Annotated in this window: 16 protein-coding genes; 7 read left to right on the forward strand and 9 right to left on the reverse strand. The window is 70.7% G+C overall.

The genetic code is table 11. From position 1 onward, the window contains the following. Positions 1 to 41: 41 nt before the first annotated feature. From ACFYZE_RS16710 to ACFYZE_RS16730, 5 genes are all read right to left on the reverse strand, one after another. A complete protein-coding gene (locus ACFYZE_RS16710) occupies positions 42 to 722 on the reverse strand; it encodes an RloB family protein (protein WP_388993738.1) in 681 nt (226 codons plus the stop codon). After that, the gene (locus tag ACFYZE_RS16715) at positions 722 to 1999 is read right to left on the reverse strand and encodes an ATP/GTP-binding protein (protein WP_388993741.1); all 1278 of its coding nucleotides are present in this window, start codon (positions 1997 to 1999) and stop codon (positions 722 to 724) included. Before ACFYZE_RS16715 ends, ACFYZE_RS16710 begins: the two co-directional genes overlap by 1 nt. Positions 2000 to 2116: 117 nt before the next feature. After that, the gene (locus tag ACFYZE_RS16720; RefSeq protein WP_388993744.1) at positions 2117 to 3808 is read right to left on the reverse strand and encodes a thiamine pyrophosphate-binding protein; all 1692 of its coding nucleotides are present in this window, start codon (positions 3806 to 3808) and stop codon (positions 2117 to 2119) included. Then, positions 3805 to 4812: an agmatinase gene (speB, locus tag ACFYZE_RS16725; protein ID WP_388993747.1), complete on the reverse strand. Its 1008-nt coding sequence runs from the start codon at positions 4810 to 4812 to the stop codon at positions 3805 to 3807. The genes ACFYZE_RS16720 and speB overlap by 4 nt, the downstream gene beginning before the upstream one ends. A gap of 106 nt (positions 4813 to 4918) precedes the next feature. After that, the gene (locus ACFYZE_RS16730; protein WP_388993750.1) at positions 4919 to 6379 is read right to left on the reverse strand and encodes a sodium:solute symporter; all 1461 of its coding nucleotides are present in this window, start codon (positions 6377 to 6379) and stop codon (positions 4919 to 4921) included. A 219-nt stretch (positions 6380 to 6598) separates the two neighbouring features. Here ACFYZE_RS16730 and ACFYZE_RS16735 point away from each other — a divergent pair, with 219 nt between their 5' ends. Together ACFYZE_RS16735 and ACFYZE_RS16740 are read left to right on the forward strand one after the other, a co-directional pair. After that, a complete protein-coding gene (locus ACFYZE_RS16735) occupies positions 6599 to 8092 on the forward strand; it encodes a PucR family transcriptional regulator ligand-binding domain-containing protein (RefSeq protein ID WP_388993753.1) in 1494 nt (497 codons plus the stop codon). 115 nt (positions 8093 to 8207) lie between these two features. Continuing rightward, positions 8208 to 9005, forward strand: a complete 798-nt coding sequence (locus ACFYZE_RS16740) for a phosphatase (RefSeq protein ID WP_388993755.1) — start codon at positions 8208 to 8210, stop codon at positions 9003 to 9005. Positions 9006 to 9047: 42 nt separating this feature from the next. On the opposite strand, the gene tesB is transcribed toward ACFYZE_RS16740, so the two are convergent. From tesB to ACFYZE_RS16755, 3 genes are all read right to left on the reverse strand, one after another. Beyond that, entirely contained in the window at positions 9048 to 9914 is an 867-nt protein-coding gene (tesB, locus tag ACFYZE_RS16745; RefSeq protein WP_388993758.1) for an acyl-CoA thioesterase II, read from the reverse strand. Between the two features lie 35 nt (positions 9915 to 9949). Next, complete coding sequence (locus tag ACFYZE_RS16750) at positions 9950 to 11107, reverse strand: acyl-CoA dehydrogenase family protein (protein ID WP_388994381.1); 1158 nt, start codon at positions 11105 to 11107, stop codon at positions 9950 to 9952. Between the two features lie 135 nt (positions 11108 to 11242). Further along, positions 11243 to 11851 carry a TetR/AcrR family transcriptional regulator gene (locus tag ACFYZE_RS16755; RefSeq protein ID WP_388993761.1) on the reverse strand — a complete coding sequence of 203 codons (609 nt, stop codon included), beginning with the start codon at positions 11849 to 11851 and terminating at the stop codon, positions 11243 to 11245. Between the two features lie 86 nt (positions 11852 to 11937). On the opposite strand from ACFYZE_RS16755, the gene ACFYZE_RS16760 reads away from it, so the two are divergent. From ACFYZE_RS16760 to ACFYZE_RS16775, 4 genes are read left to right on the forward strand one after another with little or no spacing between them, the layout of a single operon-like run. Next, positions 11938 to 13554: a carboxyl transferase domain-containing protein gene (locus ACFYZE_RS16760; RefSeq protein WP_388993765.1), complete on the forward strand. Its 1617-nt coding sequence runs from the start codon at positions 11938 to 11940 to the stop codon at positions 13552 to 13554. Between the two features lie 16 nt (positions 13555 to 13570). Then, positions 13571 to 15523 (forward strand): acetyl-CoA carboxylase biotin carboxylase subunit, encoded by a 1953-nt coding sequence (locus tag ACFYZE_RS16765; protein ID WP_388993768.1) that lies wholly within the window; start codon positions 13571 to 13573, stop codon positions 15521 to 15523. Continuing rightward, positions 15520 to 16458 carry a hydroxymethylglutaryl-CoA lyase gene (locus ACFYZE_RS16770; protein WP_388993770.1) on the forward strand — a complete coding sequence of 313 codons (939 nt, stop codon included), beginning with the start codon at positions 15520 to 15522 and terminating at the stop codon, positions 16456 to 16458. The genes ACFYZE_RS16765 and ACFYZE_RS16770 overlap by 4 nt, the downstream gene beginning before the upstream one ends. Before the next feature lie 3 nt (positions 16459 to 16461). After that, complete coding sequence (locus ACFYZE_RS16775; RefSeq protein ID WP_388993773.1) at positions 16462 to 17622, forward strand: acyl-CoA dehydrogenase family protein; 1161 nt, start codon at positions 16462 to 16464, stop codon at positions 17620 to 17622. A gap of 68 nt (positions 17623 to 17690) precedes the next feature. On the opposite strand, the gene ACFYZE_RS16780 is transcribed toward ACFYZE_RS16775, so the two are convergent. Further along, on the reverse strand, positions 17691 to 19760 hold the full coding sequence (locus ACFYZE_RS16780) for a glycerophosphodiester phosphodiesterase family protein (RefSeq protein ID WP_388993776.1): 2070 nt from the start codon (positions 19758 to 19760) through the stop codon (positions 17691 to 17693). Between the two features lie 477 nt (positions 19761 to 20237). On the opposite strand from ACFYZE_RS16780, the gene ACFYZE_RS16785 reads away from it, so the two are divergent. Then, positions 20238 to 21287, forward strand: coding sequence for an ABC transporter substrate-binding protein (locus ACFYZE_RS16785; protein WP_388993779.1), 1050 nt, complete (start codon positions 20238 to 20240; stop codon positions 21285 to 21287). Positions 21288 to 21320 lie beyond the last annotated feature (33 nt).

The following is a 21320-nucleotide window of genomic DNA, read 5'->3' on the forward strand; positions in this document are numbered from 1 at the left end:
CCGGAGCCATATCGAAATCGGTGCGCGGACGGCCTCCGGGATCAGTACGTGCCGATGTGCAGCGCCTCCTCCACGAACTCGTGCACGTCTGTGTACGGGTCCCTGTCCCACTTGGCCACATGTGCCGCATGCCGGCTGTTCATCTGCTCGGCGTTCTTCCGCGCCGTCTCGTAACGGCCGAGGATCTGGTGCGGCAGGATGACCTTGGGGGTCTTGGCGTCCTGGGACCCTCGCTGGAACGGGAGCCGCTCGGCCGCCCCGTCGCAGACCCCGGCGAACGAGCCGCTGACCGGCTTGTAGTGGGCGAGCCGCCAGACCTCGAAGCACGGATGCGAGAAGGCGACTCCGATTCCCGCCTTCTCCGCCTCCTCCAACGCGTCGCGAATGTACTTGTATCTGTCGTGGTCGAAGAGACACCAGACCGCGGGCAGGTACTTCGCGTCCAGCTTGGCCCGCTTGGCCTTGCGGTCCTCTTCCCGCTTCAGCTTGATCGCCTGCTCCACGAGGTCCAGCGGCTTGCGCCCGCTGTCCGCCTTGCGGTTGGCGATGTGCATCTCCACCGGGACCTTGTCGGCGTGCGGGACGCCCTTGTCCTTGAGGATGTCGAGATACGAGGGCTCGGTCACCTTGCCCTCGGTGAAGATGAAGACCTGACGCCTGCGTTGTCCGCCCCCTCGGGCCGGACGCTCCCACGAGTCCCTGCCCTTGTGCGCCCGCCCCATCAGTCGCGCCCCGCCCGGTCTGCTCGCTCCCCTGTCTCGTCGTACGTGCCGGCCTCACGCGCCACGAGCAGTCGCCGCGCGATCTGGCCCTCCAGAAGGGCCGGAACCCCGCCGAAAGCCCCCGCGAGGTACGACTGTGTGAGGTCCTCGTCCTCGCCCGGCTCGACGTCGGTGAGGGGATACAGCGCGGTCGCCCCGTCCTTGTCCTTTTCCGTCAGCCACACCTGCCCGGGGTCGAGGAGCCGCTCGCCGCTCGGGGTGGTGAGCACCGTCGCGTCATGCGATGTGAAGACCAGCTGGGCGCCCTTGGGGTTCGCGTACGGGTCGTGGAAGAGCCGGACGACCTCGGCCGCGAAACGGGAGTGCAGGCTGGCGTCGAGCTCGTCGACGAGCAGGACCGCGCCCTCATCGAGGGCGAGAAGCAAAGGGCCCAGGAGAGCGAACCAGGAGCGGGTGCCGTAGGACTCCTCGTGCCAGTCGAAGGCCACATCCCCGGCAGTCGAATGGTGCGTCAGCTTCACCGCGTCCTGCCCCGGGCCCTCCTGGACGACCGTCGCTCCGGTGATGCCGAGGTCCGCGACCCTCAACAGCTCCTGGATCCTGGTGGCCCTCGGGCCGGACAGTTCCTTCGTGGTGTACCGCGCGCGCTCGTCCCGCTCGACCTCGGGGCTGATCATCCAGAAGTTACGGCGGAACCAGTGGAACAGCGCGGAGAGCTGCGGGTGGTTGTCCGTGCCGGCCGTGGAGAGCAGCAGTGCGTTCGGCCGCGTACGCCGTACGAGCTGGGCCCGGTCCCTGACACGCCCGCCGGGCCACTTGAAGACATCCGGCCGGGAGGCGTCGCGGTCGAGCCATTCCTGACGGCGGCCGCGCGGGTAGCTGTGCAGCCACTCGGACTCGACTCGGGTGGCGCCGAGCTCGAAACCGTACGTCCAGCGGACCGAGTCGATGACGACGTCGACCTCGAAGAAGGCAGGTTCGCTCTCGCTCTTGGGATCCAGAGCGAAGACCTGGCGCGGGATGCCGTCGTAAGAGGCCCAGCGGGCGTAGGAGTTAAGGACGGCGTTACGCATGTCGGTCATCGCCGTCAGCACGTTCGACTTACCGGATGCGTTGGCCCCGAAGATGCCGATCAGCGGAAAGACGGAGACGGATTCCCCGCCGGCAAGATCCACCGGGTTCGCCGACCCGCCCTGCTCGTCGCCAGGCACGACGAAGGACAGCTCCTGCTCATCCCGCAGGGACCGTACGTTCGCGACGCGGAACCTCAGCAGCACGCTGTCCTCCTCTCCGGGCTCAGGGTAGTGGCCGCATCTGACATCGGCCCGGTCGGGACGCCTGCGACCTCACGGAACATATCCCTTGAGGGCCACCGCGACCAGCCGATCGGGTGGTCAGCCCGTGCCCAGGTGGGTCGGCGCGAACATGCGCAGGACCGCGGGGAGCACGACCACTGACGGGCCCGGCTCGGCCAGGGCCTTCGCCAGGTCGGCCTCCAGGGTCTCGGGGGTCGTACGCACGCCCGGGACGCCGAAGGACTCCGCCAGGGCCACGTAGTCGGGACGGGTCAGTTCCGTCGCCGTGGCCTGACCGAAGGCGTCCGTCATGTACTCGCGCAGAATGCCGTAGCCGCCGTCGTCGACGATCAGCCAGGTGACGTCGAGGCCGTACTGCCGCGCCGTCGCCAGTTCCGCGATGGAGTACAGGGCGCCGCCGTCGCCCGACACCGCCAGGACGGGGCGCGTGGGGTCCGCCGCCGCCGCGCCGAGGGCCGCCGGGAAGCCGTAGCCGAGACCGCCCGCTCCCTGCGCGGAATGCATGGTGTTGGGAGCCTTCGCGTCGAAGGCCGACCAGGCCCAGTAGGCCAGGATCGTCATGTCCCAGAAGGACGGGGAGTCGGCGGGCAGGGCGCGGCGCACCGACGCCAGCACCTCCTGCTCCAGGGTCAGGTCCTGGGACGCGATCCGCTCGGCCACCTTCGCGAGCAGCGTCCGTACGCGCCGCGGAGCCCCCTCGTCCTCCCGGGCCTCCACCGTCTCCAGCAGCGCCTGCAGCGCCAGGCGGGCGTCCGCGTGGATGCCGAGGGCCGGGTGGTTGGACTCCAGCTTGCCGAGGTCCGCCTCGATCTGGACGACCCGGCCGCGCGGCTGGAACGTGTGGTAGTTCGAGGAGAGTTCGCCGAGGCCCGAGCCGACCACGAGCAGGACGTCCGCGTCCTCGAGGAAGTCCGTGGTGTGGCGGTCCTCCAGCCAGGACTGGAGGGACAGCGGGTGCTCCCAGGGGAAGGCGCCCTTGCCGCCGAAGGTGGTGACGACGGGGGCGTTCAGCTTCTCGGCGAGCGCCAGCAGCTTCCCTGACGCGTCCGACCTGACCACTCCCCCGCCCGCGATGATCGCCGGACGCTCGGCGCCCGACAGCAGGTGCGCGGCCACCGCGGTCAGTTCGGGGCGCGGCGACAGCTCCTCCGGGGTCGCGTCCACCGCCGTCACCACCGGCAGCCGTGTCTCGGCGAGCAGCACGTCCTGCGGGATCTCCACCCACACCGGGCCGTGCGGCACCGTCAGCGCCGACTTCCACGCCTGCGCGATCGCCGACGGGATCTGCGACTGCGTACGGACCGTGTGGACCGACTTGACCACGCCCCGGAACGAGGCCGCCTGGTCGGGGAGTTCGTGCAGGTAGCCGTGGCGGCCACCGCCCAGGCCCGCGGTCGGGACCTGGCTGCTGATGGCAAGCACGGGCGCCGAGGCCGCCGCGGCCTCCTGGAGCGCCGCCAGGGAGGTCAGCGCGCCGGGGCCGGTGGAGAGCAGCAGCGGTGCCGCCTCACCCGTGATCCGGCCGTACGCGTCCGCGGCGAACCCGGCGTTGTTCTCCACCCGCAGCCCGACGTACCGCAGGTCGGAGCGGCGCAGCGCGTCGAACATGCCGAGCGCGTGCTGGCCGGGCAGGCCGAAGACCGTCGTCGCGCCCAGCCCGGCCAGGGTCTCCACGACCAGGCCTCCGCCGTTGCGGCCGGGGGGAGGATTGAGGGCGGCCTCCTGCTGGGCGGGCGTGGGGCGGAGGACCAGGTCGTGGTCGTGCGTCACTTGCTCTCGGTCTCCTCACCGGTGCGGGCCGCCGCGATCTGGCGGGTCATGATCGTCGTCAGTTCGTACGCCGTGTGGGACGCGGCCACCGACGTGATCTCCGCGTGGTCGTAGGCGGGCGCCACCTCGACGACGTCCGCCGAGACCAGGTTGCAGGACGCGAGGCCCCGGAGGATCTCGAGGAGTTCGCGGGAGGTCATGCCGCCCGCCTCCGGGGTGCCGGTGCCGGGGGCGTGCGCCGGGTCGAGGCAGTCGATGTCGATGGAGATGTACAGCGGACGGTCGCCGATGCGCTGCCGCAGCTGGTCGGCGACCTCGTCGGCGCCGCGCCGGTAGATGTCGGCGGAGGTGACGATGCCGAAGCCCATCTTCTCGTCGTCGGTCAGGTCCTGCTTGCCGTAGAGCGGGCCGCGGGTGCCGACGTGGGAGAGCGCGGAGGTGTCGAGGATGCCCTCCTCGACGGCGCGGCGGAAGGGGGTGCCGTGCGTGTACTCCGCGCCGAAGTAGGTGTCCCAGGTGTCCAGGTGGGCGTCGAAGTGGAGCAGCGCGACCGGGCCGTGCTTCCTGGCCACCGAGCGGAGCAGCGGGAGTGCGATGGTGTGGTCGCCGCCGAGCGTCATCAGGCGGGCGCCGGTGCCGAGGAGTTCGTCGGCGGCGGCCTCGATGGTCTCCACCGCCTCGTGGATGTTGAACGGGTTCACGGCGATGTCGCCGCCGTCCGCGACCTGGGCGAGCGCGAAGGGGGAGGCGTCCTGCGCCGGGTTGTACGGGCGCAGCAGGCGGGACGCCTCACGGATCGCGTTGCCGCCGAAGCGGGCGCCCGGGCGGTAGGAGACGCCCGAGTCGAACGGCACGCCGACCACGGCGACGTCCGCGGTGCCGACCTCGTCGAGGCGGGGCAGCCGGGCGAAGGTCGCGGGGCCCGCGTACCGCGGGATGCGGGACGAGTCGACGGGGCCGCGGGGCCGGCTGCCGCCTGCTGCGGGGATCTCGGTGCTGCTCATCGTCGGACTCCTCCAGGAAATGCGTGTTTCTTCCAGTGTCGCGGAGCCCTCCGACAGGCCCCGCACGGCCCGGCCGCCCCCTGGCGGCCGGGCCGAAGCAACAGGGTCAGGCGCCCACCGCCGCGGGCTCCTCCGCGCTCGCCGTGCCGCGTCCGGCGAGCCGCTCCCGCCACGCGGCCAGGACGGCCTCGTCGGTCGGCCTGGTCGCCAGCGACACGACGACGTAGGCGGCGAGCGAGGCGAGCAGCCCGTAGTAGACGGGCTCGTTGGCGAGGATGCCGTAGGACACCATCAGGCCGATGACGGCGAGACCGCCGACCACCACGGAGGCGAGCGCGCCCTGCACGGTGCCCCGCTTCCACAGCAGGCCGCCCAGGATCGGGACCAGTAGACCGCCGACGAGCAGGTTGTACGCGACGGTCAGTGCCTCGACCACGTTGTTCAGCGCGATGGCCGTGCCGATCACCGCCACCCCCATGATCAGGATGAAGACGCGGTTGCCCCTCACCTCGTCGTGCGCCCCCTCGTCGCGGCGCACGACACCGCGCAGCCGCGACCAGATGTCGTTGTTGGCGACGGTCGCACATGCGATGAGCGCGCCGGAAGAGGTCGACATCACCGCGGCGAGGGCGGCGGCGAGCACCAACCCCCGTATTCCGACGGGGAGTTCCTGCTTGACGATGGTCGCGAACGCGTCGTCCGGGCTGCCCAGCTCGGGGAACAGCACCTTGGCGGCGGTGCCGATGACGGCGCCGGCGAGAGCGTAGGCCAGGCAGTAGGTGCCGGCGACCGTGCCGCCCCACTTGGCCGTGGTGTCGCTGCGCGCGGTGAACACGCGCTGCCAGATGTCCTGCCCGATCAGCATGCCGAACGTGTAGATCAGGACGTAGGTGAAGATCGTCTCGCCGCCGATGCCCAGCGGGTCGAAGTACGAGGTCGGCAGCTTGGCCTTCATCTCGCTGAAGCCGCCCGCCTTGACGACCGCGATGGGCAGCAGGAGCAGCAGCACGCCGATCGTCTTGACGACGAACTGCACCATGTCCGTCAGCGTGATGGACCACATGCCGCCGAGCGTGGAGTACGCGACGACGATGGAGCCGCCGAGGATGATCGCGAGCGTCCGGTTCATGTCGAAGAGGACGTCGAAGATGGTGGCGTAGGCGATGGTCGAGGTGACGGCGAGCATCAGGGTGTACGCCCACATGACCACGCCCGAGATCACGCCGGCCCGGCCGCCGTATCTGAGGTCGAGCATCTCGGAGACGGTGTAGACCTTCAGACGGGCGATGCGGGCGGAGAAGAAGACCGAGAGGGCGAGCAGGCCGAGGCCGATGGTGAACACCATCCAGGCGCCCGACAGCCCGTACCGGTAGCCGAGGCCGACACCGCCGATGGTGGACGCGCCGCCGAGGACGATCGCAGCCATGGTGCCGGAGTACATGGCGGGCCCGAGGCGGCGCCCTGCCACCAGGAACTCGCTCTTGGAGCGGGCGCGGCGCATGCCCCACCAGCCCATGGCCAGCATGCCGGCCAGATAGACGACGATCACTGTGTAGTCGACGGCCATGTGTGGGCCCTCCTTCGCGCACTTCCCGGTGGCGTGTCGTGCAGATGGATCTCGGGGACGCGGTCGGCCACTCGGCTCGACCGGGGACGGCAGGGGCTCGCGGGGACATCCGCCCGTACCCGCGGCTGCCGGTCTGGACTGACATTAGGTGGCTGGAAAGCGACTGCGAAGTGTACGTTTCATCCATCCGAACCGAACGGGATGGAGGAACCGTCCACGATGCCGGACACCCCGTCGGCGCCGGCGGTACCGCCGACCCCACCGGTACCGCTCTCCGCCCTGCTGGCCCGCGAGGACCTGGCCCTGCGGCAGATCGCCGGGCCCGGGGACTCCGACACGGCGATCCACTGGGCGCACACCTCGGAGATGGCGGACCCCTACCCCTACCTGCTGGGCGGCGAGCTGCTGCTGACGGCGGGCGTGCACATCCCGGAGGCAGCGGGCTCGGGGACCTACTTCGACGACTATGTCTCCCGGATCGTGGCGGCGGGTGGCGCGGCGCTCGGTTTCGGCCTGGCGCCGGTGCACGACACGGTGCCGCGGGCGCTGGTGGCGGCCTGCGACCACTACGGGCTGCCGCTGCTCGAGGTCCCGCCGCAGACGACGTTCTCCGGCGTGGCCCGCGCGGTGTGGCAGCTGATGGCCCAGGCACGGCTGGCGGAACTGCGCCGCGTCACGGAGGCCCAGCAGAGCCTGGCCGCGGCGGCGTCCCGCCCGGACCCGGTGCCGTCGGTGCTGCGGCAGCTGGCGCAGCGGGTGGGCGGCCGGGCGGTGCTGTACGGACCGGACGGCGCGGAACTGGCGGCAGCGGGGCGAGCACCCGAGGAGGCGGCCCGGGCGCTGGGCGAGCTGGCGGGAGTGGTCCGCCCGGCCGGCCCCGCGGGCTCCGCCCCCGCCTCCGCCACCGACACCGTCGCCGAGACCCATCTCGCCGCCTACGCCCTCGGCACCGGGCAGGGCTTCGTGCTCGGGGTGGCGGCAGCGCGTCGGGACCCCGGCGACCACACCATCGCCTCCGTCGCGGCGGTGCTCCTCACGCTCCTCACCGGGGAGCACCAGAGCGGCACCGGTGCGGCCCGCTCCTCGGCGCTCGTACGGCTGCTGCTCGGTGCCCCGCCGGAGGCGGTCGCGCCCCTGCTGGGCGGCGACCGGTGGGTGGTGGTGCACGCCCGGCCCACCCGGGACGGACCGGCGCCGGACGCCGTGGCCGCGTCCGCGCTCGGCGCCGCGCTCGGATCCACGCTGGTCGATCTCGGGGACGGGTTCGTACGGGTCCTGGTCCCGGCCGACCGCGCACCGGCCCCGCAGCCCGGCTGGACCCTGGGCCTCAGCGCCCCTGCCGCCCCGCGCGACTGGGCCGCCGCCGACACCCAGGCCGCCCGCGCCCTGGCCCGCGCCCGCGCGACCCGCACCGCACTGGTCCGGCACGGCGAGCGCACGGGCCTGGCGGACCTGGTCCCGTCCGCGGAGGCCGAACTGCACGCCCGCACGCTGCTGGCGCCGCTGGCCCAGGGCACCGCCCTCACCGAGACACTGCGCACCTGGCTGTCCCTGCACGGCAGTTGGGACCGCACGGCGGTCGCCCTGTCGGTCCACCGCAACACGGTCCGGCAACGGATCGCACGGTGCACGGCACTGCTGGGGGTGGACCTGGACGATCCGGACGTGCGGATGGAGCTGTGGTTCGCGCTGAAGCAGACGGGGGGTGGGTGAAACCGGACGGCACCCGCGCGCAACACCCCGGGGCGTCCCCGGCCGGGGAGTGACGCGCGTCCCACGCACCGAAACACCGGCGGCCCCGGCGGAGCGCCCCGGCAGAATGGAGCACATGCCGATACCCGGGATCCCCAGCCGCTCCGAGCTCCTCGTCCACCTCGTCCGGACCCGTGTCGCGGGCGAGGTCGCCACACCCCGCGAGAACAACCTCTCCCACTACCGCAAGCTCGCGAACGGCGACCGGAACTTCTGGCTCGGCCTGGAGCTCGGCGACCGCTGGACCGACGAACAGGACGTCCTCGCGGTCATGGCGGAGCGCTGCGGCGTCAACGACGACCCCGAGTACCGCTACGGCCAGGACACCATCGACCCGGAACTGACGGTCGACGCACTGGAACGGCTCGCGGCCCGCCTGCGCAAGGCCGCCGACGGCGGGCAGCGCGTCCTGTTCGCCACCGGCCACCCCGGCGGCCTCCTCGACGTGCACCGCGCCACCGCCGCCGCCCTGCGCACCGCCGGCTGCGAGATCGTCGTGATCCCGGACGGGCTGCGGACGGACGAGGGGTACGTCATGCAGTTCGCGGACGTGGCCGTCCTGGAGCACGGCGCGACCCTGTGGCACACGCACTCGGGCGAGCCGATGCGGGCGATCCTGAAGGGCCTGGAGGCCGAGGGACGCCCCCTGCCGGACCTGGTCGTCGCCGACCACGGCTGGGCGGGCTGCGCGGGACAACTCGGCATCGACTCGGTGGGGTACGCCGACTGCAACGACCCGGCGCTCTTCATCGCCGAGGCCGAGGGCACCGTGCAGGTGACGGTCCCCCTCGACGACCACGTCACGAGCCCTCGCCACTACGACCCGCTGACGGCGTACCTGCTGCACGCGGCGGGCCTGACCGACGACGACTGAGCTCCCTCAGCCGGTCCCCCCGGCCACCCCGGCAGAGCCACCTCAGCGGGGGACGCGGACCACGCCCTCCTGAATCACCGTGATCGCCAGCCGCCCGTCCTGGGTGTAGATGCGGGCCTGGCCCAGCCCGCGTCCCCCGGAGGCGGACGGCGACTCCTGGTCGTACAGCAGCCATTCGTCGGCCCGGAACGGCCGGTGGAACCACATGGCGTGGTCCAGCGAGGCCCCGACCACGTCACCGACGGCCCAGCCGCCGCGCCCGTGCGCGAGCAGCACGGAGTCGAGGAGCGTCATGTCGGAGACGTAGGTGGCGAGGACGACGTGCAGCAGGGGGTCGTCGTCGAGCTTGCCGTTGGTGCGGAACCACACCTGTGAGTGCGGCTCGCGCGGCTCCCCGAATCTGCCGTAGGGCGGCTCGTCCACGTACCGCAGGTCCACGGCCTCACGGGCTTCGAGGAACCTCTCCACTACCTCCGGGGCGAGGTGGTCATAGCCGCGCAGCCGCTCCTGGGAGGTGGGCAGTGCGGCCGGATCGGGCGCGGGCGGCATCGCCGCCTGGTGCTCCAGGCCCTCCTCGTACGTCTGGAACGACGCCGAGAGGTGGAAGATCGGCTGCCCGTGCTGTACCGCGACCACCCGGCGGGTGGTGAAGGAGCGGCCGTCGCGGATGCGGTCGACGCTGTAGACGATGGGCGCGCCGGGATCGCCGGGGCGCAGGAAGTACGCGTGCAGCGAGTGCGCGTGCCGTTCCTCGGGGACGGTGCGCCCCGCGGCGACCAGCGCCTGGGCCGCGACCTGCCCGCCGAAGACCCGCGGAACCACGGCCGACCGGGACTGGCCGCGGAAGATGTCCCGCTCGATCCGCTCCAGGTCGAGCAGATCGAGCAGGGACTGCAGTGCCTGACTCATGGCGTCAGTTGTATCCGGCACTTTTTTCGGGGACCTTACAGACCCATGTCCTTGGCGATGATCGTCTTCATGATCTCGCTGGTGCCGCCGTAGATGCGGTTGACGCGGTTGTCGGCGTACAGACGGGCGATCGGGTACTCGTTCATGTAGCCGTATCCGCCGTGGAGCTGGAGGCAGCGGTCGATCACGCGGTGGGCGACCTCGGTGCAGAACAGCTTCGCGGAGGCGGCCTCGGCGGGGGTCAGCTCGCCGGCGTCCAGGGCCTCGAGCGCGCGGTCGGCGACGGCCTCCGCGGCGTCCACCTCGGCCTGGCAGGCGGCCAGCTCGAACTTGGTGTTCTGGAAGTGGGCGACCGGCTTGCCGAAGACGGTGCGCTCCTGCACGTACTGCTTGGCGAACCGGACGGCGGCCTTGGCCTGCGCGTAGGCGCCGAAGGCGATGCCCCAGCGCTCGGAGGCCAGGTTGTGCCCGAGGTAGTAGAAGCCCTTGTTCTCCTCGCCGAGCAGGTCCTCGGCGGGCACCTTGACGTCGACGAAGGCCAGCTCGGCGGTGTCGGAGGTCTTCAGGCCGAGCTTGTCCAGCTTGCGGCCGACGGAGTAGCCCTCGGACTTGGTGTCCACGGCGAACAGGGATATGCCGAAGCGGCGGTCGTCCTCGCGCGGGGCGGCGGTGCGGGCGCAGACGATGACGCGGTCGGCGTGGACGCCGCCGGTGATGAACGTCTTGGCGCCGTTGAGGACGTAGTGCGTGCCGTCCTCGGAGAGCTTGGCGGTGGTCTTCATGCCCGCGAGGTCGGAGCCGGTGCCCGGCTCGGTCATCGCGATGGCCCACATCTCCTCGCCGGTGACGAACTTCGGCAGGTACCGCTTCTTCTGCTCGTCGGTGGCGAGCATCTTGATGTACGGCAGGGCGAGCAGCACGTGCACTCCGGAGCCGCCGAACTGCACGCCCGCGCGAGCGGTCTCCTCGTAGAGGACGGCCTCGAACTTGTGGGTGTCCAGGCCCGCGCCGCCGAACTCCTCGGGCACGCTGATGCCGAAGATGCCCAGGTCCCCGAGCTTGTAGTAGAAGTTGCGCGGCGCCTGACCGGCGGCGAACCACTCGTCGTACACCGGGACGACCTCGGCCTCGATGAAGGCGCGCAGGGTCTCCCGGAACGCCTCGTGGTCCTCGTTGAACACAGTACGGCGCACCGCCGCCACCTCCAGCTGGATACTTCCGGCCATGTCTAAGCGCTTGCTCAGACATCACCGTACCGGCGAGTACGGACGGCAGTCCAGAGCCATCCAGCCGTAACGCTCGTCACGCTTGCGGAGCAGGACCCCGGCTCATTCCCCGTCCGCCGCCGCGAACGCCCCCCGCGCCATCCGGTGCAGCAGCTCCGCCGTGGCCCCCCGGCCGGGGAGCGAACCCGGCCGCCCGAGGTGCGGGGTCGAGTTGAGCAGCCCGAAGACCGAGTGCACCGCCGAGCGCGCGGTCGGCTCGGCCAGGCCCGGATACACCTCACGGACGACCTCCACCCACAGCTCGACGTACTGCCGCTGCAGCTGGCGCACGAGCTTGCGGTCGCTGTCCCGGAGGCGGTCCAGCTCGCGGTCGTGCAGGGTGATCAGGGGGCGGTCGTCGAGCGCGAAGTCGATGTGCCCCTCGATCAGCGAGTCGAGGACCGCCTCCGGGTTCCGCCCGTCGGGACCTCCGTCGGCCTCGGCGACCCGCCGCCTGGCACCGGTCAGCAGCTGCCCGCTGATCCCCACGAGCAGCTCGGCGAGCATCGCGTCCTTGCCCGCGAAGTGCCGGTACAGACCGGGTCCGCTGATGCCGACCGCGGCCCCTATCTCGTCGACCCCGACGCCATGGAAGCCGCGCTCGGCGAACAGCCGCGCGGCCTCCTTGAGGATCTGCTCGCGACGGGTGGGGGCGTCGGTTCTCGTGGCCATGAAAACAATTCTAGACAGGGAGGTTAGCGGTCGTTAACCTGAAGGAAATGCGTTAACGCTCATTAACAAGGTGAGGGGACCGCAGGATGCAGGAGGCACCGGAGCTGACGAGCGCGGCAGACCCCGCGTCGGAGGCCTGGCGGGCCAACGAGGCGGCGCACCGCGCGCTGGTGGAGGAGTTGCACGCCAAGCTGGCCGCGGCCCGGCTGGGCGGCGGCGAGAAGGCCCGCGCGCGCCACACCGCCCGCGGCAAGCTGCTGCCGCGCGACCGCGTGGACACCCTGCTGGATCCGGGCTCGCCCTTCCTGGAGCTGGCCCCGCTGGCCGCCGAGGGGATGTACGACGGTCAGGCGCCGGCCGCCGGGGTGATCGCCGGGATCGGGCGGGTCAACGGCCGCGAGTGCGTGATCGTCGCCAACGACGCCACCGTCAAGGGCGGCACGTACTACCCGATGACGGTGAAGAAGCACCTGCGGGCGCAGGAGGTGGCCCTCGACAACCGCCTGCCGTGCGTCTATCTGGTCGACTCCGGGGGCGCCTTCCTGCCCATGCAGGACGAGGTCTTCCCCGACCGCGAGCACTTCGGGCGGATCTTCTACAACCAGGCGCGGATGTCCGGCGCCGGCATCCCGCAGATCGCGGCCGTCCTCGGCTCCTGCACGGCGGGCGGGGCGTATGTCCCGGCGATGAGCGACGAGGCCGTGATCGTGCGCAACCAGGGCACGATCTTCCTGGGCGGCCCGCCCCTGGTGAAGGCGGCCACCGGTGAGGTCGTCACCGCCGAGGAGCTCGGCGGCGGCGAGGTCCACGCGCGTGTGTCCGGCGTGACGGACCACCTGGCGGAGGACGACGCGCACGCGCTGCGGATCGTGCGGAACATCGTCGCCACGCTTCCCGCGCGCGGTGCGCTGCCCTGGGAGGTCGTCCCGTCGGTCGAGCCGAAGGTGGATCCGTACGGGCTGTACGGGGCGGTGCCGGCCGACTCCCGCACCCCCTACGACGTCCGCGAGGTCATCGCGCGCGTGGTGGACGGCTCCCGCTTCGCGGAGTTCAAGGCGGAGTTCGGGCAGACCCTGGTCACCGGCTTCGCCCGGATCCACGGCCACCCGGTGGGGATCGTCGCCAACAACGGCATCCTGTTCTCCGAGTCCGCCCAGAAGGGCGCCCACTTCATCGAGCTGTGCGACCAGCGCGGCATCCCGCTGGTGTTCCTGCAGAACATCTCCGGCTTCATGGTGGGCCGCGACTACGAGGCGGGCGGCATCGCCAAGCACGGCGCCAAGATGGTGACGGCGGTCGCCTGCACGCGCGTACCGAAGCTCACGGTGGTGATCGGCGGCTCCTTCGGCGCGGGCAACTACTCGATGTGCGGCCGGGCCTATTCACCGCGCTTCCTGTGGATGTGGCCGAACGCCAAGATCTCGGTGATGGGCGGCGAGCAGGCCGCCTCGGTCCTCGCGACCGTCAAGCGCGACCAGCTGGAGGCACGCGGGGAGTCCTGGGCGGCGGAGGAAGAGGAGGCGTTCAAGGCCCCGATCCGCGACCAGTACGAGCGCCAGGGCAACGCCTACTACGCCACGGCCCGCCTCTGGGACGACGGCGTGATCGACCCGCTTGAGACCCGTCAGGTACTGGGCCTGGCCCTGACCGCGTGCGCCAACGCGCCACTGGGTGAACCCCAGTTCGGCGTCTTCCGGATGTGAGGGGGGCTTGACGACCATGTTCGAGACAGTGCTTGTGGCCAACCGGGGCGAGATCGCCGTCCGCGTCATCCGCACGCTGCGGTCGATGGGCGTGCGCTCGGTGGCCGTCTTCTCCGACGCCGACGCCGACGCCCGGCACGTGCGCGAGGCCGACACGGCGGTACGGATCGGACCGGCGCCGGCGGCCGAGAGCTATCTGTCCGTGGAGCGCCTGCTGGAGGCCGCCGCCCGGACCGGAGCCCAGGCGGTGCACCCCGGGTACGGCTTCCTCGCGGAGAACGCGACGTTCGCGCGTGCGTGCGCCGAGGCCGGCCTGGTGTTCATCGGGCCGCCCGCGGACGCGATCGCGCTCATGGGCGACAAGATCCGGGCCAAGGAGACGGTACGGGCGGCCGGAGTGCCGGTCGTACCGGGGTCGAACGGCAGCGGGCTGACGGACGCCGAGCTGGCCGAGGCCGCCCGCGAGATCGGCATGCCGGTGCTGCTCAAGCCCAGCGCGGGCGGCGGCGGCAAGGGCATGCGGCTGGTGCGGGACACCTCGGCGCTGGCCGACGAGATCGCCGCCGCCCGCCGAGAGGCCCGCGCCGCCTTCGGCGACGACACGCTTCTCGTCGAACGGTGGATCGACCGCCCCCGCCACATCGAGATCCAGGTCCTGGCGGACGCCCACGGGAACGTGGTGCACCTGGGCGAGCGCGAGTGCTCCCTCCAGCGCCGCCACCAGAAGATCATCGAGGAGGCGCCGAGCGTGCTCCTCGACGAGGCCACACGCGCGGCGATGGGCGAGGCGGCGGTCCAGGCGGCCCGCTCCTGCGGCTACGAAGGCGCGGGCACGGTGGAGTTCATCGTGCCGGGCGGCGACCCCTCCTCGTACTTCTTCATGGAGATGAACACCCGCCTCCAGGTGGAGCACCCGGTCACCGAGCTGATCACCGGCCTGGACCTGGTCGAGTGCCAGCTGCGGGTGGCGGCGGGCGAGCGGCTGTCCTTCAAGCAGGACGACGTCACCCTCACAGGGCACGCGATCGAGGCCCGTATCTGCGCCGAGGACCCCGCACGGGGCTTCCTCCCGTCGGGCGGCACGGTGCTGAGGCTGCACGAGCCGCAGGGCGACGGCATCCGCACCGACTCGGGCCTGTCCGAGGGCACGGAGGTCGGCAGCCTCTACGACCCGATGCTGTCGAAGGTCATCGCCTACGGCCCGGACCGTGCGACCGCGCTGCGCAAACTCCGCGCGGCCCTCGCGCAGACGGTCACCCTGGGCGTGCAGACCAACGCCGGTTTCCTGCGCCGACTGCTGGCCCATCCGGCGGTCGTGGCGGGGGAGCTGGACACGGGACTGGTGGAGCGCGAGGTCGACTCGCTGATCCCGACGGAGGTGCCGGACGAGGTCTACGAGGCAGCCACCGCCGTACGTCTGGACGCGCTGACACCGCGCGGGGAGGGCTGGATCGACCCGTTCTCCGTGCCGAGCGGCTGGCGGCTCGGGGGCGAGCCCAGGCCGGTCACCTTCCCGCTGCGGGTGCACGAGCCGGTGCAGTACACACCCCGCGGCACCCACACGGTCACCGAGGACCACGTGTCCGTCGTCGTGGACGGCGTACGCCACACCTTCCACCGCGCCCGCGACTGGCTGGGCCGCGACGGCGACGCCTGGCACGTGCGCGACCACGACCCGGTCGCCGCGTCCCTCACCGGCGCCGCCCGCTCCGGCAACGACTCGCTGACCGCGCCCATGCCCGGCACGGTGACGGTGGTCAAGGTGGCCGTCGGCGACGAGGTGACGGCCGGGCAGAGCCTGCTGGTGGTGGAGGCGATGAAGATGGAGCACGTCATCTCCGCCCCGCACGCCGGGACCGTCACCGAACTGGACGTCTCCCCCGGCACCACGGTCGCCATGGACCAGGTGCTGGCCGTGATCGCGGCGCACGAGGAAGGCCCCGAGAACGACACGGAGGCGGAGCGATGACCGTTCGTGAACTGCCCATGGTGCAACCGGCGCAGGGCCTGCCCGCCCGGGTGAGGATCCACGAGGTCGGTCCGCGCGACGGCCTGCAGAACGAGAAGCGCACGGTACCGACGGAGGTGAAGGCGGACTTCATCCGCCGTCTCGCGGACGCGGGCCTGACGACGATCGAGGCGACGAGCTTCGTCCACCCCAAGTGGGTGCCCCAGCTCGCCGACGCGGAGGAACTGTTCCCGCTGGTCGGCGAACTGCCCGCCGAGCTCCCGGTCCTCGTCCCGAACGAACGCGGCCTGGACCGCGCCCTCGCGCTGGGCGCCCGCCGGATCGCCGTCTTCGCCAGCGCCACCGAGTCCTTCGCGAAGGCCAACCTCAACCGCACGGTGGATGAGGCGCTGACGATGTTCGAACCGGTGGTCGTGCGCGCGAAAGCGCAGAAGGTGCACGTCCGCGGCTATCTGTCTATGTGCTTCGGGGACCCCTGGGAGGGCCCGGTCCCCATCCATCAGGTGGTCCGCGTCTGCAAGGCCCTCATGGACATGGGCTGCGACGAGCTCAGCCTGGGCGACACGATCGGGGTGGCGACCCCGGGCCACGTGCAGGCCCTCCTGTCCCAGCTGAACGAGGAGGGCGTGCCGACCAGCGCGATCGGCGTGCACTTCCACGACACCTACGGCCAGGCGCTCGCCAACACCCTGGCGGCGCTCCAGCACGGCGTGACGACCGTCGACGCCTCCGCGGGCGGCCTCGGCGGCTGCCCCTACGCCAAGTCGGCGACCGGCAACCTCGCCACCGAAGACCTCGTCTGGATGCTCCAGGGCCTCGGCGTCGACACCGGGGTCGACCTCGGCCGGCTCACCGCCACAAGCGTGTGGATGGCCGCACACCTGGACCGGCCGAGCCCCTCCCGCACCGTCCGAGCCCTCTCCCACAAGGAGTAACCGATGGACCACCACCTCACCCCCGAGCTGGAGGAACTCCGGCGCACGGTCGAGGAGTTCGCGCACGACGTCGTGGCGCCCAAGATCGGCGACTTCTACGAGCGGCACGAGTTCCCGTACGAGATCGTCCGCGAGATGGGCCGGATGGGCCTGTTCGGACTGCCGTTCCCCGAGGAGTACGGCGGTATGGGCGGCGACTACCTGGCGCTGGGCATCGCGCTGGAGGAACTGGCCCGAGTGGACTCCTCGGTCGCCATCACCCTCGAAGCAGGGGTCTCCCTCGGCGCGATGCCGATCTACCGCTTCGGCACGGAGGCACAGAAACAGGAGTGGCTCCCGCGCCTGTGTTCGGGCGAGATCCTGGGTGCGTTCGGCCTGACGGAGCCGGAAGCCGGCTCGGACGCGGGCGGGACCCGTACGACGGCCCGCCTGGACACGTCGACGAACGAGTGGGTGATCAACGGCACCAAGTGCTTCATCACCAACTCGGGCACGGACATCACGGGCCTGGTCACCGTCACGGCGGTCACCGGCCGCACGGAGCACGGCCGCCCGAACATCTCCTCGATCATCGTCCCGTCCGGCACGCCCGGGTTCACGGTCGCGGCCCCCTACTCAAAGGTCGGTTGGAACGCCTCCGACACCCGGGAGCTGTCCTTCGCGGACGTCCGTGTCCCCGCGGAGAACCTCCTGGGCGAGGAAGGCCGGGGCTACGCCCAGTTCCTGCGCATCCTGGACGAGGGCCGTATCGCGATCGCGGCCCTGGCGACGGGCCTGGCGCAGGGCTGTGTGGACGAGTCGGTGAAGTACGCGAAGGAACGGCACGCCTTCGGCCGCCCGATCGGCGCCAACCAGGCCGTCCAGTTCAAGATCGCCGACATGGAGATGAAGGCCCACACGGCCCGCCTGGCCTGGCGCGACGCCGCCTCCCGTCTGGTCTGCGGCGAGCCCTTCAAGAAGGAGGCGGCCCTGGCGAAGCTCCACTCCTCCACGGTCGCGGTGGACAACGCCCGCGACGCCACCCAGATCCACGGCGGTTACGGCTTCATGAACGAGTACCCGGTGGCCCGTATGTGGCGCGACTCCAAGATCCTGGAGATCGGGGAGGGCACGAGCGAGGTACAGCGGATGCTGATCGCCCGGGAGCTGGGGCTGGCGGGCTGAGCCGCCCTGCGGGGAAGCCCGGCCGTGAAGAGCGGGGCGCCGTGTCCAGCGATACGGCGCCCCCGCCGTCACCTCGTGGCGCAGTTGTCTTTACGCCACTGGACGAAGTCGCCCACCCGGTTGGTGATGACACCGTCGACGCCCCAGGACGTGGCGGTCTTCCACTTGGTGTCGGTGTCGACCGTCCAGACGAACACCTTCACGCCTGCCGCGTGGAGCTCCGCCAAAGCGGTGGGCCTGGCCGCGAGACCGTTGAAGTTCACCGCATACGTGTCAAGTGAGAACGAGCGGGCCGTGGCCACCGGGTCCGCGTCGAGTGCGTCCCGGAGCAGCGCGACCTTGATCCCGTACGGGGAGGTCTTCGCCTCCCGCACGATGTTCTCGTCGAAGGACTGCACAACGGTGCGCTCGGTCATTCCGGCTTCGGACACCAGCCTGAGGGCGTGGTCGACGGCTTCAGGTGTCTGTGGACCCTTCAGTTCCAGCAGAAGCCGAGTGGACCTCGCCTTCACCGAGGACAGCAGTTCCTCCAGGGTGGGAACGTGCCCTCCGCCCTTCACCGTCAGCTTGGAGATCTCTTCGGCGGTGAGCTCGTCGACGCGTCCGGTCCCGTCGGTCGTTCTGTCCACGGTGTCGTCGTGCATGATGACCGGCTGGCCGTCCTTGGTGAACTGCACATCGGTCTCGACCCAGTCCGCGCCTCGGTCGGCCGCCGCGTCCATGGAAGCGATCGTGTTCTCCGGCGCGATCTGCGGTGCGCCGCGATGGCCGATGCCGTAGGTGCGGGAGCAGTCGAGGGCCGCGCTGTCGTCGGAGACGACGATGTCGTCAAGGGTGCCGGCGAAGTACTCCTGGAAGGCGCCCTTGTAGAGCACCCGTCCGATCTGCAGACCACCGGAGGCACGCCAGGGAGTGGTGAAGGACGCAGCCGCCTGAGGCTTCCCGTTCACGAACAGCTGGATCTTCTTGGCCGACGCGTCATACACGCCCTCCAGATGCGTCCAGACCCCGGCCTGCGCCGCAGTCGAACTCATCGACCGGACGATCCCCGTGTCGTCGGTGTCCTTGACGTGCCGGTTGAACACCCAGCGGTCGTACCACTTGGAGTAGTACAGCTGGAACCCACTGGCCCGCGAACCGGCCTGCGACAAGAACGTGCGGTTGGCGCTCTTGTCGTCCAACTTCATCCACGCCGACACCGAGAACGACTTCGTCGTGTCCACCACCGGCCCCGCCGTGGCCGCATACGCCGACGACCCGTTCAACTTCAACCCGGTCCCGACCTTGCCCGCCACACCGAGCTGAGCACCGCCCCCCGCCACCGTCGCGACGGGTCCGGCGCCCATGCCCCCGCTGACACGGGTGCTTCCCGCGCCCTCGTCCAGCGGGAACGACGCGAGCTCCTGCAGGCGGGCCGGCAGCCCACCACGCGCGATCGCCTCGACCTCCGTCTGCGTGGCAACCGACTGCACGAGCCGCACATCATCGACGGTGCCGGTGAAGTACTCCTGGAAGACGCCCTTGTAGCGCCCCCGGCCGATCTGCAGACCACCGGAGGCACGCCAGGGAGTGGTGAAGGACGCAGCCGCCTGAGGCTTCCCGTTCACGAACAGCTGGATCTTCTTGGCCGACGCGTCGTACACGCCCTCCAGATGCGTCCAGACCCCGGCCTGCGCCGCAGTCGAACTCACCGACCGGACGATCCCCGTGTCGTCGGTGTCCTTGACGTGCCGGTTGAACACCCACCGGTCGTACCACTTGGAGTAGTACAGCTGGAACCCACTGGCCCGCGAACCGGCCTGCGACAAGAACGTGCGGTTGGCGCTCTTGTCGTCCAACTTCACCCACGCCGACACCGAGAACGACTTCGTCGTGTCCACCACCGGCCCCGCCGTGGCCGCATACGCCGACGACCCGTTCAACTTCAACCCGGTGCCGACCTTGCCCGCCACACCGAGCTGAGCACCGCCCCCCGCCACCGTCGCGACGAACTCCTTGGGCGCACCGCCCAGCACACGCCGCGTACCGGAACTCTCGTCCAGACCGAAGGACGCCTTGGTGGCGAAGGCGGCCGTCTGGAGAGGGACTTCCTGCTCAGCCTGCGACACCGCGAACGGGTCGTTTGACCTGCCTGCCACGACGGCCGTCGCCAGCGCCGTTATCAATGTCAATGGCAGCGTAAGTCTGATACGAGACTTCAATTCCGAGTCCTCACCGATTGGGAGCCCAGGCACGGCCCGGTGCTGAACACGGACGTTGTCGACGGTCCCGACAAACCCATGCGCGAACTTCCCCCCTGCAGGTTTCCTCAACGACAGCAGGCCGCCGAAGGCAGAGTTCGGGGGCATGCCGCACGGGTGCGGATCGCGATGACGAGCCGATCAGGCACCCAGGTCACGGACCCTTCGGTCAGCGGCTCGGCGTGACCAACTGAAGGATCTTGACGCGGAGTCTACGACTTTCACAGACGTTTCACAGCCAACTTCCCAGCACTCCGGCGGGGGCCCGACAGACACCGCCTCGCCCGCTCCCCGCCCCCTGGGACATTGAGTAAGGTTAGGCTAACCTAATTGCGATCAGGCTCAGCGGCCCCAACGCACGAAAGCAGACCACCCATGTCCAAAGCTCCCGCCACCCGTCTCACCCGCCGCGGCATCCTCACCGCCGGCGGCGCCCTCGGCCTCGGTGCCCTGCTCGCGGCCTGCGGGGACGAGAAAGCGAACAGTGGTGGTTCGGGCAGCGGGGCCGCGGACGGCAAGTCCGGTCCCTGGTCGTTCAAGGACGACCGCGGGCAGACCGCCAAGGCCGACAAGGCGCCGTCGAGCATCGTCGCGTTCGTCGGTGTCGCCGCCGCGCTGCACGACTACGGCGTCGACGTGAAGGGCGTCTTCGGCCCGACGAAGACCAAGGACGGCAAGGCCGACGTCCAGGCCGGCGACCTGGACGTCGACAAGGTCACCGTTCTCGGCAACGAATGGGGCCAGTTCAACATCGAGAAGTACGCGGCCCTCGCTCCCGACCTTCTCGTCACCACCATGTTCGACGGCGCCGGGACGCTCTGGTACGTGCCCGAGGAGTCCAGGAAGAAGATCCTCGCCGTGGGCGCCCCGAGCGTCGGGATCTCCGTCTACGACCGCCGGATGCCCGAGCCCCTGCAGCGCATGCTGGACCTCGCCAAGTCGCTCGGCGCGGACACCGCCTCCGCCAGGACCGCCCAGGCGAAGAAGCGGTTCGAGGACGCCGCCGCCCGGCTGCGCGCCGCCGCCAAGGCCAAGCCGGACATCAAGGTACTGGCGGGCTCCGCGAGCCAGGACGTCTTCTACGTCTCCGGAACCAACCTCTCGATCGACCTCGAGTACTTCAAGGCCCTCGGCGTGAACTTCGTCGAGCCGCCGGCCTCCGCGCTGAAGGCGAGCGGGGGCTGGTTCGAGAACCTCAGCTGGGAGAACGTCGACAAGTACAAGGCCGACGTCATCATGATGGACAACCGCACCTCGGCCATCCAGCCCGCCGACATCACCGAGGCGACCTGGAAGAAGCTCCCCGCGGTCAAGGCGGGTCAGGTCATCGCCCGCAACCCCGAGCCCATCCTGTCGTACGACAAGTGCGCCCCGCTGCTCGAGGACCTCGCCAAGGCGATCGAGACGGCCAAGAAGGTCAGCTGAACCCCACCCCCTCCCCCGCCCTCCCCTGACGAT

The sequence above is a fragment of the Streptomyces sp. NPDC001796 genome (assembly GCF_042892355.1).
In the GTDB taxonomy this organism is placed as follows: domain Bacteria; phylum Actinomycetota; class Actinomycetes; order Streptomycetales; family Streptomycetaceae; genus Streptomyces.